This window comes from Pseudomonas sp. XS1P51, assembly GCF_054897845.1.
Genome location: NZ_CM142707.1, coordinates 4,421,117 through 4,435,464 on the forward strand (window position 1 = coordinate 4,421,117; position 14,348 = coordinate 4,435,464).

12 protein-coding genes are annotated in these 14,348 nt (G+C 59.9%); 6 read left to right on the forward strand and 6 right to left on the reverse strand.

What is annotated here, in order from left to right:
• Positions 1-134 precede the first annotated feature (134 nt).
• From dusB to ACYZUD_RS20695, 6 genes are all read left to right on the forward strand, one after another.
• Complete coding sequence (dusB, locus tag ACYZUD_RS20670) at positions 135-1,145, forward strand: tRNA dihydrouridine synthase DusB (RefSeq protein WP_462019904.1); 1,011 nt, start codon at positions 135-137, stop codon at positions 1,143-1,145.
• Positions 1,142-1,462: a DNA-binding transcriptional regulator Fis gene (fis, locus tag ACYZUD_RS20675; RefSeq protein ID WP_007907419.1), complete on the forward strand. Its 321-nt coding sequence runs from the start codon at positions 1,142-1,144 to the stop codon at positions 1,460-1,462. Before dusB ends, fis begins: the two co-directional genes overlap by 4 nt.
• Before the next feature lie 81 nt (positions 1,463-1,543).
• The gene (gene purH, locus ACYZUD_RS20680; protein WP_462019905.1) at positions 1,544-3,151 is read left to right on the forward strand and encodes a bifunctional phosphoribosylaminoimidazolecarboxamide formyltransferase/IMP cyclohydrolase; all 1,608 of its coding nucleotides are present in this window, start codon (positions 1,544-1,546) and stop codon (positions 3,149-3,151) included.
• A gap of 172 nt (positions 3,152-3,323) precedes the next feature.
• A complete protein-coding gene (gene purD / locus ACYZUD_RS20685; RefSeq protein WP_462019906.1) occupies positions 3,324-4,619 on the forward strand; it encodes a phosphoribosylamine--glycine ligase in 1,296 nt (431 codons plus the stop codon).
• 99 nt (positions 4,620-4,718) lie between these two features.
• Entirely contained in the window at positions 4,719-7,496 is a 2,778-nt protein-coding gene (locus tag ACYZUD_RS20690) for a hybrid sensor histidine kinase/response regulator (protein WP_462019907.1), read from the forward strand.
• Between the two features lie 65 nt (positions 7,497-7,561).
• Positions 7,562-8,158 (forward strand): MarC family protein, encoded by a 597-nt coding sequence (locus ACYZUD_RS20695; RefSeq protein ID WP_462019908.1) that lies wholly within the window; start codon positions 7,562-7,564, stop codon positions 8,156-8,158.
• A gap of 29 nt (positions 8,159-8,187) precedes the next feature.
• Here ACYZUD_RS20695 and ACYZUD_RS20700 read toward each other — a convergent pair whose 3' ends face one another.
• From ACYZUD_RS20700 to cobG, 6 genes are all read right to left on the reverse strand, one after another.
• The gene (locus ACYZUD_RS20700) at positions 8,188-8,850 is read right to left on the reverse strand and encodes a hypothetical protein (RefSeq protein ID WP_462019909.1); all 663 of its coding nucleotides are present in this window, start codon (positions 8,848-8,850) and stop codon (positions 8,188-8,190) included.
• 53 nt (positions 8,851-8,903) lie between these two features.
• Entirely contained in the window at positions 8,904-9,719 is an 816-nt protein-coding gene (locus ACYZUD_RS20705) for a hypothetical protein (protein WP_462019910.1), read from the reverse strand.
• A 248-nt stretch (positions 9,720-9,967) separates the two neighbouring features.
• Positions 9,968-11,671: a precorrin-3B C(17)-methyltransferase gene (gene cobJ / locus ACYZUD_RS20710; RefSeq protein ID WP_462019911.1), complete on the reverse strand. Its 1,704-nt coding sequence runs from the start codon at positions 11,669-11,671 to the stop codon at positions 9,968-9,970.
• On the reverse strand, positions 11,671-12,402 hold the full coding sequence (locus ACYZUD_RS20715; RefSeq protein WP_462019912.1) for a precorrin-2 C(20)-methyltransferase: 732 nt from the start codon (positions 12,400-12,402) through the stop codon (positions 11,671-11,673). Before ACYZUD_RS20715 ends, cobJ begins: the two co-directional genes overlap by 1 nt.
• Complete coding sequence (locus tag ACYZUD_RS20720) at positions 12,402-13,028, reverse strand: precorrin-8X methylmutase (protein WP_462019913.1); 627 nt, start codon at positions 13,026-13,028, stop codon at positions 12,402-12,404. Before ACYZUD_RS20720 ends, ACYZUD_RS20715 begins: the two co-directional genes overlap by 1 nt.
• On the reverse strand, positions 13,021-14,328 hold the full coding sequence (gene cobG, locus ACYZUD_RS20725) for a precorrin-3B synthase (protein WP_462025083.1): 1,308 nt from the start codon (positions 14,326-14,328) through the stop codon (positions 13,021-13,023). Before cobG ends, ACYZUD_RS20720 begins: the two co-directional genes overlap by 8 nt.
• Between the last annotated feature and the right edge of the window lie 20 nt (positions 14,329-14,348).

Below are 14,348 nucleotides of genomic sequence, written 5' to 3' on the forward strand. Positions count from 1 at the left end.
GACCAAACCGCTGGCGATAACAGAATAACTGTTCAGATTTTGTTCAATTCAGCCTTTATCCAGTCATCGAGAGCGGGTATCATGCCAACCCTTTTTCGAACTCTCATGATCCGGCCCCACAACAGGGAAGTCCTATGTCGGCGGTACGCATCGGTCCATATACATTGCACAACGGCTTGATTCTCGCCCCCATGGCGGGTGTCACAGACCAGCCCTTTCGTCAGCTGTGCAAACGACTGGGCGCGGGGCTTGTAGTCTCGGAAATGGTCACCAGCGACATGAGTTTGTGGAACACCCGCAAATCGCGGATGCGCATGATTCACGAAGGTGATCCCGAGCCCCGCTCGGTACAGATCGCCGGTGGAGATGCCCAGATGCTGGCGGATGCGGCCCGGGCCAACGTCGAACTGGGCGCACAGATTATTGATATCAACATGGGCTGTCCGGCGAAGAAGGTCTGCAACAAGGCCGCCGGTTCCGCACTGTTGAAGGATGAAGCACTGGTGACCGAGATCCTGCAGGCCGTGGTGGCTGCAGTCGATGTGCCGGTCACTTTGAAGATCCGTACCGGCTGGGACCGGGACAACAAGAACGGCCTGACGGTGGCGAAGATCGCCGAGCAGGCAGGCATTACGGCGCTGGCGGTCCATGGCCGCACCCGTGCCGATCTGTACACCGGTGAAGCCGAGTACGACACCATTGCCGCGATCAAGCAGGCAGTGTCGATTCCGGTCTTCGCCAACGGCGATATCGATTCGCCGGAGAAGGCCCGGTACGTGCTCGACGCGACCGGTGCCGATGGCCTGTTGGTAGGCCGGGCTGCCCAGGGGCGGCCATGGATTTTTCGCGAGATCGATCATTTTCTGCGTACCGGCGAAAAACTGCCGGCCCTGGATCTGATCGAGGTGGAACGCATTCTGCTAGAGCATCTGGCCGCACTGCACGTCTTCTATGGAGACGTCATGGGCGTGCGCATAGCTCGCAAGCATGTGGGCTGGTATCTCGCAACCTTGCCGGGCGCCAGGGAGTTTCGCGCCCACTTCAATCGTTTGGAAGATACGGAAGCACAATGCGCCAACGTTCGGGGCTTCTTCGCCGAACGTTACAAGAGCCTGACAGGGGACGGAGAGGGGGTGGCCGCATGACGATGATGACCGAGACTTTAGTGAGTGGAACAACACCCGTGAGCGACAACGTGAATTTGAAACAGCACCTCAATACGCCGAGCGAAGAAGGTCAGACCCTTCGCGGGAGTGTCGAGAAGGCGCTGCACAATTATTTCGCCCACCTTGAAGGCGCTGCCGTCACGGATGTGTACAACCTGGTGCTCTCCGAAGTCGAGGCTCCCCTGCTCGAGTGCGTGATGAACTACGTCAAGGGCAACCAGACCAAGGCCAGCGAGCTGCTCGGACTGAACCGAGGCACACTGCGCAAGAAACTCAAGCAGTACGATTTGCTGTAAGCATTCAATCAAACCAGAAAGGCGCCCGCGTAAAAATGGTCGCCTTTTTTGCTGACTCCTTTGCTTTTGATGGAAATTGAAATGACCGACCAGACTACCCGCCTGCCGATCCGCCGCGCCTTGATCAGCGTTTCCGACAAGACCGGGATCCTTGAATTCGCCAAGGAGCTCGAAGCTCTGGGCGTCGAGATCCTCTCCACCGGTGGAACGTTCAAGCTGCTGCGCGACAACGGCGTTGCCGCAGTGGAAGTCGCGGATTACACCGGTTTCGCAGAAATGATGGACGGTCGGGTGAAAACCCTGCACCCGAAAATCCACGGCGGGATCCTCGGTCGTCGCGGTATCGACGACGCCATCATGAACGAACACGGCATCAAGCCGATCGACCTGGTAGCCGTCAACCTGTACCCGTTCGAAGCCACCATCAACAAGCCAGGCTGTGACCTGCCGACCGCGATCGAGAACATCGACATCGGCGGCCCGACCATGGTCCGTTCGGCTGCCAAGAACCACAAAGACGTGGCCATCGTGGTCAATGCCAGCGATTACGCCAACGTTCTGGAAAGCCTCAAGGCCGGTGGCCTGACCTACGCCCAGCGTTTCGACCTGATGCTCAAGGCCTTCGAGCACACTGCGGCCTATGACGGCATGATCGCCAACTACATGGGCACCGTGAACCAGGCCGCTGACACCCTTTCGACCTCCGGTCGCAGCGAATTCCCGCGCACTTTCAACAGCCAGTTCGTCAAGGCCCAGGAAATGCGCTACGGCGAGAACCCGCACCAGAGTGCGGCGTTCTATGTCGAAACCAAGCCTGCCGAAGTCGGTATCGCCACCGCGACCCAACTGCAAGGCAAAGAGCTGTCGTACAACAACGTGGCCGACACCGACGCCGCGCTGGAATGCGTGAAGAGCTTCGTCAAACCGGCCTGCGTGATCGTCAAGCACGCCAACCCGTGCGGCGTTGCCGTCAGCCCGGACGCCGAGGGCGGCATCCGTCAGGCGTACGAACTGGCCTACGCCACCGACACCGAATCCGCGTTCGGCGGCATCATCGCGTTCAACCGCGAACTGGATGCCGAGACGGCCAAGGCCATCGTCGAACGTCAGTTCGTCGAAGTGATCATCGCACCAAGCGTCAGCGAAGAAGCCCGCGCCATCGTGGCCGCCAAAGCCAACGTGCGCCTTCTGGCCTGCGGCGAGTGGTCGGCTGACCGTGCCGCTGCCTGGGACTACAAGCGCGTCAACGGTGGCCTGCTGGTGCAGAGCCGCGACATCGGCATGATCGGCGCCGACGACCTGAAAGTCGTGACCAAGCGCGCCCCGACCGAACAGGAAATCCACGACCTGATCTTCGCCTGGAAAGTCGCCAAGTACGTTAAGTCCAACGCCATTGTCTACGCCAAGAACCGTCAGACTATCGGTGTCGGCGCTGGCCAGATGAGCCGCGTGAACTCCGCCCGCATCGCCGCGATCAAGGCTGAGCACGCCGGTTTGCAGGTGCAGGGTGCGGTCATGGCATCGGATGCGTTCTTCCCGTTCCGTGACGGTATCGACAACGCGGCCAAGGTCGGTATCACCGCGGTGATCCAGCCTGGCGGCTCGATGCGTGATAACGAAGTGATCACTGCGGCTGACGAGGCCGGCATCGCGATGGTCTTCACCGGCATGCGCCACTTCCGTCACTGATACGACGCGCCTCTTGTGGGAGCCTGTAGGAGCTGTCGAGTGAAACGAGGCTGCGATCTTTTGATCTGGTTTTTGAAGCAAAATCAAAAGATCGCAGCCTCGTTTCACTCGACAGCTCCTACAGCGCCCACAAAAGTTTGCAGTGTCTTCACAGATTTTTGAGGTTTTTGAAATGAATGTTTTGATCATTGGCAGCGGTGGCCGTGAACACGCCCTGGCCTGGAAAGTCGCTCAGGATCCGCGCGTGCAGAAAGTGTTCGTTGCCCCGGGCAACGCCGGCACCGCCATTGAAGCCAAGTGCGAGAACGTCGCTATCGACGTGCTGGCCCTTGAGCAGTTGGCCGACTTCGCCGAGAAAAACGTTTCCCTGACCATCGTCGGCCCGGAAGTGCCGCTGGTTGCCGGCGTCGTCGATCTGTTCCGCGCCCGTGGCCTGGACTGCTTCGGCCCAACCGCAGGCGCCGCTCAACTGGAAGGTTCGAAAGCGTTCACCAAGGATTTCCTGGCTCGCCACAAGATCCCGACCGCCGACTACCAGAACTTCACCGAGATCGAGCCAGCCCTGGCTTACCTGCGTGAAAAAGGCGCACCGATCGTGATCAAGGCCGATGGCCTGGCCGCCGGTAAAGGCGTGATCGTTGCCATGACCCTGGCTGAAGCCGAAGACGCCGTGCGTGACATGCTGGCCGGCAACGCATTCGGCGACGCCGGTTCGCGTGTGGTCATCGAAGAATTCCTGGATGGCGAAGAAGCCAGCTTCATCGTCATGGTCGACGGCAAGAATGTGCTGCCGATGGCCACCAGCCAGGACCACAAGCGTGTTGGCGACGGCGACACCGGCCCGAACACCGGCGGCATGGGTGCTTACTCCCCTGCTCCAGTGGTCACCAGCGAAGTGCACAAGCGTGTCATGGACCTGGTGATCTGGCCGACCGTGCGTGGCATGGCCGAGGAAGGCAACGTTTACACCGGCTTCCTGTATGCCGGCCTGATGATCGACAAAGCTGGTAACCCAAAAGTCATCGAATTCAACTGCCGTTTCGGCGACCCTGAGACCCAACCGGTGATGCTGCGTTTGCAGTCGAGCCTGGTATTGCTGGTCGAAGCTGCCCTGGCGCAAGCCCTGGACAAGGTCGAAGCGCAATGGGACCCACGTCCGAGCGTTGGCATCGTGCTGGCGGCTGGCGGCTATCCTGGCGACTACGCCAAAGGCGTAGCGATCAACGGCCTGGATGCAGCCGCGGCACTGGAAGGCAAAGTCTTCCACGCCGGTACTGCGCTCAAGGACGGGCAAGTGGTGACAGCCGGTGGTCGGGTGCTCTGCGCCACGGCCATGGGCGCCAGCGTCGATGCTGCTCAACAGCAGGCTTACAAACTGGCGGCCAAAATCGACTGGGAAGGCTGTTTCTATCGCAAGGACATTGGCTACCGCGCCATTGCCCGCGAGCGTGGCGAAAATCAGGAATAGGTTATCCATTCGGCCGGGCAAGGGCTTCTGGCCCTTGCCGGACTATTCCGGCGCCGCGCATAGTTATATTCTGGCATCAACCTACGAAGGGATTTCGCCGTGCGCTGGCTCAGGATTGCCATAGGTTTCACTGTCACGCTGCTGACCTTGCTCTGCATGCTCCCGGCCCAGGCCGCGCAAGGCAGTGGCTGGGCAGTATTGCTCGATGAACAGGGCGACCTGCAGCTGAGCGACATCCGTTCCGCTCGCTACATCAATCAATTCAGCCCCATTGAACTCGAACACCTCACCGCGGCCGAGCCCGACGGTGCGTTATGGTTGCGTTTCAGGCTGACGCCGGGCAAGCATGAGCAGTTGCTGCGCGTGTTCGCTCCCGACCTGTCGCACCTCAATCTGTATGTGCTGGACGGTGACAAGCTCGTCGAGCAATTGAACACCGGCACCGACCAGCCCCAGGCTGAACGGCCATTACCCAACAGCGACTTCATGTTGCCGTTGCCGCAAAGTGACAAACCCCTCGACGTTTACCTGCGACTGGTTTCCGAACACCAGATGCGGCCCTACATCACCCTGCAATCGGCGATCATGACCGCGGCCAATCAGAACCAGACGCTGATTTACGGCCTGCTGTTCGGTTGTATCGGGATGCTGATCCTGCACAACCTCATCCGGTACGCCTACACCCGGTCGCGCAGCAGCCTCTGGCTGGCAGGCTGTGAAGCGTTGTTGATGCTCAGCCTGGTGCTGCTGCTGAACCTGGCGGGGCCATGGTTGCCGGCCTGGCATGAAATACAAACACCGGGCGCTTACCTCGCCTTGTTGCTCACCGCACCGTGCGGGTTGATGCTTGCCTACCGATTCTTCGCCCCGCTGGGCCCGCACCCGCTGAACAGGCTGCTGCTGGGCGACATCCTGTTCATCACTGCCTGCGGCCTGTTGTTGTTATTCGTCAACACGCTGCCGTTGAACATCATCACCTACGCCCTGGTCGCCCTCGCAGGCTTGACCATGTTGTTCGTCAGCGCCTGGCACTGGCAAAAAGGCTACCGTCCGGCGCGTCTGTTTGTAGCGGCCATGGTGGTGTTCAACGTCGGCACGCTGATCATCCTCCCAGCCCTGCTGGGGTTAACCCTCATTGAACCTCAAGGCCTGATCACCACGCTGCTGGTGGTCATCTGCATCAGCGGCCTGCTGATGAGCATTGCCCTGGGCGAACGCCAGCGCAGCATCACCGAGGACCGGTTCAGCGTCAGTCGCGACCTGGCCGCCAGCAACGCCGAGATCAACGCCAAGGCAGAATTTCTGGCGAAGATCAGCCATGAAATCCGAACCCCGATGAATGGCGTGCTAGGCATGACCGAGTTGTTGCTGGGCACGCCGCTCTCGGTCAAGCAACGCGACTATGTGCAAACGATCCACAGCGCCGGCAACGAACTGCTGACCCTGATCAACGAGATTCTTGACATCTCCAAGCTCGAATCCGGGCAGATCGAACTGGACGATGTGCAGTTCGATCTCAATGCGCTGATCGAAGACTGCCTGAGCATCTTCCGCGCCAAGGCCGAACAGCAGAACGTCGAGCTGATCAGCTTCATCCAGCCACAAGTGCCACGGGTCATCAGCGGTGACCCGACGCGCCTGCGCCAGACCCTGCTGAGCCTGCTGGAAAACGCCCTGAAGAAAACCGACGAAGGCGAGATCCTGATCGTCGTCGCCCTCGACGAGCGCAGCGCCAAACCACGCCTGCGCATCGCCGTGCAGGACAGCGGCGAGTCCATGGATGCCGAAGAGCGCGACGCGCTGATGCACGCCGAACTGCACAGCAAGAACTTCCTCTCGGCGACCCGCCTGGGAGGAAACCTGGGGCTGGTGATCGCCCGTCAGCTGATTCGCCTGATGCAAGGGGAGTTCGGCATCAAGAGTGGCGCCAACCAGGGCAGCACGTTGTGGCTGACCTTGCCGCTGGACCCTGACCGCCTCGAACACCCGACGTCCGACCTCGATGGTCCGCTGCAGGGAGCACGAGTGCTGGTGGTGGACGACAACGACACCTGTCGCAAGGTGCTGGTGCAACAGTGCAGCGCCTGGGGCCTGAATGTCAGTGCCGTACCGTCCGGCAAGGAAGCGCTCGCGCTGCTGCGCACCAAGGCCCATCTGCGCGATTACTTCGATGTGGTCCTGCTCGACCAGAACATGCCCGGCATGACCGGCATGCAACTGGCGGCCAAGATCAAGGAAGACCCGAGCCTGAACCACGACATTCTGCTGATCATGCTCACGGGCATCAGCAACGCGCCAAGCAAGATCATCGCGCGCAACTCCGGGATCAAACGCATCCTCGCCAAACCGGTGGCCGGCTACACCCTCAAGACGACGCTGGCAGATGAGCTGAACCAGCGCAACAAGGGTCTCGCTGTCTCGCAGCACCTGCCCACCGGCCCTACCCTGCCGGTCAAGGTCCCCAGCGATTTCCGCATTCTGGTGGCCGAAGACAACAGCATTTCGACCAAGGTGATCCGCGGCATGCTGGGCAAACTCAACCTGCAACCGGACACCGCCAGCAATGGCGAGGAAGCCTTGCAGGCGATGAAAGCCCAACGTTACGACCTGGTACTGATGGACTGCGAAATGCCGATCCTCGACGGCTTCTCGGCCACCCAGCAATTACGCGCCTGGGAAGTCGGCAACCAGCGGACTCGCACTCCCGTGGTGGCGTTGACCGCGCACATCCTCGCCGAGCATAAGGAGCGCGCGCGTCAGGCCGGCATGGACGGGCACATGGCCAAACCGGTCGAGCTGTCGCAGTTGCGCGAACTGATCGAACATTGGGTTGCCCAGCGCGATCAGCAGAACCGGGCCGCGACTCAAACGTCCTGAGCCGACAGACCCCGCAACCCCTGATAGACTCCCTCACGACTTCCCTCGCCAGTGAGCTTGCACCCATGCTCCACGTGTTGTTCAGCGTTTACCTGAAGATGCTGGTGCTCTACAGCCCATTCTTCGTGTTGTCCTGCTTCATCAGTCTGACCCGCGGTTATTCGCGCAAGGAGCAACGTCGGCTGGCCTGGAAAGTGGCGACTGCCACACTGGTCTCCAGCATCCTGCTTTACCTGTTCGGGCGCGTGATCTTCGATGTTTTCGGCATCACCGTGGACGCCTTCCGTATCGGTGCTGGCAGCGTACTGTTCATCTCGGCACTGGGCATGGCCCAAGGCAAGTCGGCGGTGCAGACCGATAACGTGCAACAGGACGTGACCATCGTCCCGCTGACCATCCCGCTGACGGTCGGCCCCGGCACCATCGGTGCACTGCTGGTGATGGGCGTGAGCCAGCCACACTGGGACGACAAACTCACCGCCATCCTCAGTATTGCCCTGGCCAGCTTTACCGTGGGTGTAGTGCTTTATCTGTCCAGCCGCATCGAGCGGATTCTTGGCGACCAGGGCTTGCAGATTGTCAGCCGGTTGATGGGGTTGTTTGTATGCGCCTTGGCGGCGCAGATCATCTTTACCGGGGTGAAGGGGTATCTGGTGCCGTAGCGGCGGCACCACAAGCCCGGCCAAACCCGTCAGGCCAATTTGATAATCTGTTCCTGACGCCGGGTACCCAGGAGTGAAATGACGGTTGCGCGAGAGAGATCGTAATCTTCCGATTCCACCAATGCCTTGTATCCACCGACCAAAACGTTACCGATCACTTTTTCATGACTGAAGCGGTGACTGAAAAGGTTGCCCGCGACGACTTCGTCAAACTCGAAGGATATCGCGGCGACCGCCACCGCCACGCCTGGCGACATCACTCCAAACTTGAACTGTACCCGTCGCTGGTTCTGCACCATGTGCTCGTGAAGCAAGGTGCTTTCCGGGGAATCCGGTGCGCACTGTGACAATGCCACCAGAGAGGTTTTCAACGACTGTTCAGCCGTTGGTGATACCAACTGTCGCAGCACCTGCTGCGCCATTTCACCCAGGGTAAAAGCGCCCGATGCGGGAACGGGCAGGCTGATATTCGGTTCACTGAACAATATTCCGCCCAGTGTTTTCATCGCTATTCGGCTGGCATTTATCCACAGATCAGACTGCGCGAAATCCGGGAACTTACGGGATGCCACTGTCTGGGAATAAAGCAGCGAATCAAGGCCGTCCTGACTGTGGGATTCGGACAACTCATTCGCCACCAGGATCACAGTGCCTGCACAAATATAAGTTGCGTAATTCGATGCTGCGCTCATGGCATTCACCCTATTGAAAAGTCAGAGGCTTGCACCTCTGACTTCAGTCAAATTCAGGCCGCGCCGAACTCGTAGGTGAGTGCCTTTTGACGCTGATCCGCCAGTGCCTTCAGGATCAGAGGTTCCACCATCAGATAATCCTCTTCATCCATATTCATGCTGGCCGCACTGTTATAGATTTCGACACTGGAGGACGTCCATTCTACAAACAGTACCTTGGTCGGTTGTGCCTTGGCGACGTATTGAACCGCCGCAATTGCCATGGTGATGTCACCGTCGACACCTTGCAGAGCACTCGACATGCAAAAGTTTCCGCCCTCGGCTTTCTTGGAGTTTCGCTCAAAAAGCTTTAATGCCTCCGGCTCATTCTTCAGCGCGTCCATGGTCGCGTCGGCGACGGAGGACAGCACTTTCACGGCTGCCGCACCTTTACTGACCGCAGCCGTCACTGCCGTATGCAGGATACCCAGCGCCACATTGTCCATGGTCAGCTTCTGCGATGTGGACCGATACTTGTTGTAAGGCGAACTGAAAACAAACCACCCGCTCAGTTTCATAAGCCTCATGAATTCGTTGTAACGCTGCTCCTTCTGTTTGGCGTCAGGATATTTAAGCAGTGCCACAAGATCTGCATACATGTATGTATTTTTTACAATACGCTTGCTTCGCGGGGACATACTCTTATCAAAGCCGGCGATACCAGTACCCATGATCGCGGCATTCAACTCATCTTTATCGATGGGTAACTGCGCATTGCTGGAGACAGAAAACGAACGAGGCACAGGTTGCTGAACGATCAACTTATTGCACTCTTCAATTAGCGCAACACGTTCGGCAGCGGAGATTTTCTGATTGATAACTTCGGTCACTTAATTGATTCCTTTCATTGATTAAACGCCATCAGGGCGCGAATTAAAATTAACGCGCAGCCCTAATTTAATCAACCAACATGAAATTCAATACATTTCAGAAGCAACAACTAACAACTGCAATTAAGAAGTTACACCCATCAAACCAGACAAGAAAAATTCAACCAACTAGAACAGTTCCATAGAGACAACTTCACAAAACATCTGACACCCGTGACCGTGAAGCGGCCCGATCGGGCCGCGAATACTCATGAAGCCGGTTTGAGGCCATACCAGCGCGGCGTGTATACCCAGCTGCCACCTTCGGCGCGCGGGAAGACACACGTTGTGGATGAACCAATTAACACCATCGTTCGCATATCGACCTGATCGGGAGTCAATTGCCCGAGGGTGGTCACCCGCAAGGTCTGGCCCGGACGACCGATATCCCGCCCCAGCACCACGGGCGTTTGCGCAGTGCGGTGCCCGGCGACGATTTCCAGTGCACGGCCCAGTTGCCATGGCCGCGAGCGCGAGATCGGGTTGTAGAAGGCCAGGGCCAGATCGGCTTGTGCCGCCAGGTCCAGGCGTTTCTCGATGATCTCCCAGGGCTTGAGGTTGTCCGACAGCGACAACACACAGAAGTCATGCCCCAACGGAGCCCCTGCTTGAGCGGCCGTCGCCAGCGATGCCGAAACACCCGGCAGGATTTCCAGGTCGACGTTGTGCCACGAGGCATCGCTGGACTCGTGAAGCGCTTCCAACACGGCGGCAGCCATGGCAAAAACACCCGGATCGCCTGATGAAACCACTACCACCGAACGCCCTTGTGCCGCCAACTCAAAAGCGTGACGGGCTCGCTGCATCTCTTCACGGTTGTCGGTGCAATGCATCACCTGATCGTCGCGGAACGGTCCGGCCATGCGCACATAGGTTTCGTAACCGAGCACATCATTGGCGCGAGCCAGCTCTGCCTTGACCGCCGGCACCATCAGCTCGGCAGCGCCGGGGCCGAGGCCGATCACTGCCAGGCGGCCTCGAGGGCGACCGATCTGCGATGGGTCCAATGGCTGCTCGGCAACGGCGATGGCAATCGCATCATCACCGAGCATGGAAACAGGCTGCCCGATCGCGTTGCGCGCCAGCTCGTTGACAGCGCCTGCGTCGTTGGCAAAACGCAACGGCACGCCCAGTTCCAGCGCCGTTTCACGCAACGTCGGGTTGGCCACTTCGGAGTCGGCGACCAGCAGACAGGCCACCGACTGCACCGCGACTTTTGCCTGATGCAACGCATCGCGAATGGCGCCCGGCAAGCTAGCCACGCCGGCACTCACCGCGACCACCACGTTGCGTGGATAGATCAACAGTTCGTTGGCCGCAGGCGTTCGCTCGGAATGACCGACATGCACAGCCAGCCGTGCGTCCGGATTTTCAGGCAACTGCGCTTGCGCCAACCACGGCGCCGCGCCTTCGATGCGCACTGTTTCACCCGCCAGCAAATCGGAAACGAAGCGCTTGCCCAGTTCCAGATCACCCAAGGCATAACCACTGGGTGGATTGAGCAGGCAGGTGCCGAAACGCAATTCACCGCTGGTGGTGATGGCCGCTGTCACGTCCAGACCGGCCGCGATTTCGCGAGCCAGCACATTCACCCCACCCAGGCCACCGAGCAACGGCACCACCGCGCTGCCATCTTCGGCCACCGCCAGCACCGGCGGCTCAGCGCCTTTTTCAAGCAGCAACGGCGCCAGGGTGCGGATCACGATGCCGGCCGCGCACAGGGCAATGATCGGCGTGTCCTGTTGATAGAGCTCACGCAGGGTTGCACCGAACTCGCGATAGACGCGGTCCGCACCCTCGACCCGTTCGGCCAGGCCGTGAATCAGGGCGCCGGGGTACAACAACTGAATCTTGCGCGCGGTGGCGAGGCTGCCATTGCCGAGAATGACAATCGCCGGAACGGGACGAGTCATCAGCCTTGCCACCTTTCACCGGGAACGATGATCAACGAGAAGTACGGCGAGGACATCGGCTCGACCTGATCCAGCGGGACAATTTTCTGATTGGCCATGGTGGCGCGCTCGACGTACAGCGCCCGCTCGGCCAACCCGAGTTCCTCCAGCACTTGCCGGACCTTGGGGAAGTTGCGGCCCAGCTTCATGATCACCGCCGCGTCGGCATCGGCCAGTCGACGCTTGAGGTCGTCGTGCGGCAGCACGCCGGACAGCACCGACAGGCTCTGATTGCGATACACCAACGGCGCTCCCAACACTGAAGCACCGCCGAACATCGAGCAGACACCCGGCACGACTTCGGCTTCATAGCGTTCCGCCAGACGATCGTGCAGGTACATGTAGGAGCCGTAGAAGAACGGATCGCCCTCACAAATCACTGCCACATCACGACCGGCATCCAGATGCGCGGCGAGTTCTTCGCCGGCCGCATCGTAGAAATCGCTGATCACTTGTTCATAGGACAACGGTGCCGGCAATGCCTCGGTGGTCACCGGGTATACCAGCGGCAGCAAGGTTTGCGCGTCCTGCAAATGCGCCTCGATGATGCCGAAGGCATTACCCTTTTTCCCCTTGGCAACGAAGTACGCCACCACCGGCGATTCGCGCAACAGGCGCAGGGCTTTGACCGTAATCAGCTCCGGATCACCGGGACCAACGCCAAGGCCGATCAAACGTCCAGGTGCCTGCATTATTCGATCTCCGTGGCGAGGGCGTTGACGGCGGCGGCGGCCATGGCGCTACCGCCCAGCCGGCCTTGCATGATGACAAAAGGCACGCCGCGACTGTCGGCCGCGAGCGCAGCCTTGGATTCGGCGGCGCCAACAAAGCCCACCGGGAAGCCGAGGATCAGCGCCGGTTTCGGGGCGCCCGCGTCGAGCATTTCCAGCAAATAAAACAACGCAGTCGGCGCATTACCGATCACCACCACACTGCCGTCCAGATGCGGGCGCCACAGTTCCAGCGCGGCGGCGGAACGGGTGTTGCCCAGCTCACGGGCCAAGTCCGGAACGCTTTCATCGCGCAGGGTGCAGATGACCTGGTTGTTGGCGGGTAAACGCGTGCGGGTCACGCCCTCGGACACCATCCGCGCATCACACAGAATCGGTGCGCCAGCGGCCAGCGCATCGCGCCCTGCCTTGCCCGCGCCGTCGGAGAATTGCAGACCGTCAATCGCATTGACCATGCCGCAGGCATGAATCACCCGCACCGCGAGTTTTTCCAGATCGGCCGGGATTCGGTCGAGGTTGGCCTCGGCGCGAATGATCGCGAAGGAGTTGCGATAGATCTCCTGACCGTCGCGGATGTAATCAAGCATCAAGGGGGCTCCGTGAGCGGGCGTCGAGCAAGGCGTCGACCGCTTCAATAGTAAGGTTGCGTGCGTGCAGGGCGCCGAAAGCCGGCTGCCCCGCTTCGCGAAAATAGAGATCGTAATGACCAGGGCTGACGGCCAGCAAAGTGACCGGCGCAATGTGCGCGGCGGCGCAGGAACGCGAGCAACCGGACAAATGCACGTTCAGCACACGGCCATATCGTTGCATCAGCGTAGCCAATTGCCGAGCGTCGCCCTTGGTGTCAGCCAGGCCTTTGCCGCAACCACTGGAGCCGGTGCAGGCGATCAACCGCGACAATGGCTGATTGGCGTCGCAGGACAAACCCAGATGTTCCAATCGCCGAATGACTTCAGCGCAGTGCTCTTTGCGCACATTGGGCAACAGCAGGTTTTGCCAGGGAGTAAAACGCAGACTTGCGTCGCCGAACTCCGCCGCCAGTTGCGCCGCGCCTCTGAGCATTGCGGGGTTCAGCCGCCCCAGAGGCGGTACCGCGCCGATATACAGGTGATCGGCTTCGGCCTGCGGATGAGCGCCAATGTGCAGAACTTCCGGATTCAAGGAACGTTGCCAACCCGCAATGGACTTCAATGGCACACGTTCAGCCAGTCGTTCGAGAAAACAGGCAACCGGGTAGTCGGCCAACAAATGACGCATACGCGTCTGATCGGGGCGTGCCAGTTCGAGAAGCAACTCAAGCACAGCAACCACCAATGCGTGACCATCCGCCAATCGCACCGCACCGAGCGGAGCATCCGTCGGGCAATCGGCCAGCCCGAAGGCCAGCCATTGCTCGCTCTCCTGTTCAACAGCGCTCAGCCACAGGTCATGAGGATGCTCGAGCATCGCCAACGCCTCGCCTCCATCCAGTTGGACGGCAAACTTGGCGCTGAGATCATGGAAACGCGCCTGATTTTGCAAAGTGGTGAGTATCTGCTCAGCCAGCGGGCGCGTATCGAACAGCATCTGCCGATCAATCCCGGCGCTGGGGCTGAGCATCAGGTTGCGCACATCATCGCCCGCCGCGGTTTGTGGCCCCAGGCCTGCGGCGAGAAGACTGTCTATCAGTGCCGTTTGTTCGCTGCCAATACCGCGTATCTGCAGGTTGGCGCGGTTGGTCGCCTCGATAGCCCCACAGGCGAAACATTCGGCTGCCGCCGCCACTGCTTCGGCCTGAACGGCGCTGATCGAGCCGCCGTTCAATTTGATCCGGCAGATACCACCATCCAGTGCCGGGACGATGCGCAGCAACCCCGGACAGGCCGAGGGGCGTAAGGCAATGGACAGCGGACGTTCGTTCAAGGAGG

Excerpts from the sequence above, each read along its gene's own strand:
- fis (WP_007907419.1), top strand. The coding sequence starts at position 1,142 with ATGACGATGATGACCGAGACTTTAGTGAGTGGAACAACACCCGTGAGC.
- purD (WP_462019906.1), top strand. The coding sequence starts at position 3,324 with ATGAATGTTTTGATCATTGGCAGCGGTGGCCGTGAACACGCCCTGGCC.
- ACYZUD_RS20695 (WP_462019908.1), top strand. The coding sequence starts at position 7,562 with ATGCTCCACGTGTTGTTCAGCGTTTACCTGAAGATGCTGGTGCTCTAC.
- cobJ (WP_462019911.1), bottom strand. The coding sequence starts at position 11,671 with ATGACTCGTCCCGTTCCGGCGATTGTCATTCTCGGCAATGGCAGCCTC.
- ACYZUD_RS20720 (WP_462019913.1), bottom strand. The coding sequence starts at position 13,028 with ATGCTTGATTACATCCGCGACGGTCAGGAGATCTATCGCAACTCCTTC.
- ACYZUD_RS20700 (WP_462019909.1), bottom strand. The coding sequence starts at position 8,850 with ATGAGCGCAGCATCGAATTACGCAACTTATATTTGTGCAGGCACTGTG.
- purH (WP_462019905.1), top strand. The coding sequence starts at position 1,544 with ATGACCGACCAGACTACCCGCCTGCCGATCCGCCGCGCCTTGATCAGC.
- ACYZUD_RS20715 (WP_462019912.1), bottom strand. The coding sequence starts at position 12,402 with ATGCAGGCACCTGGACGTTTGATCGGCCTTGGCGTTGGTCCCGGTGAT.
- dusB (WP_462019904.1), top strand. The coding sequence starts at position 135 with ATGTCGGCGGTACGCATCGGTCCATATACATTGCACAACGGCTTGATT.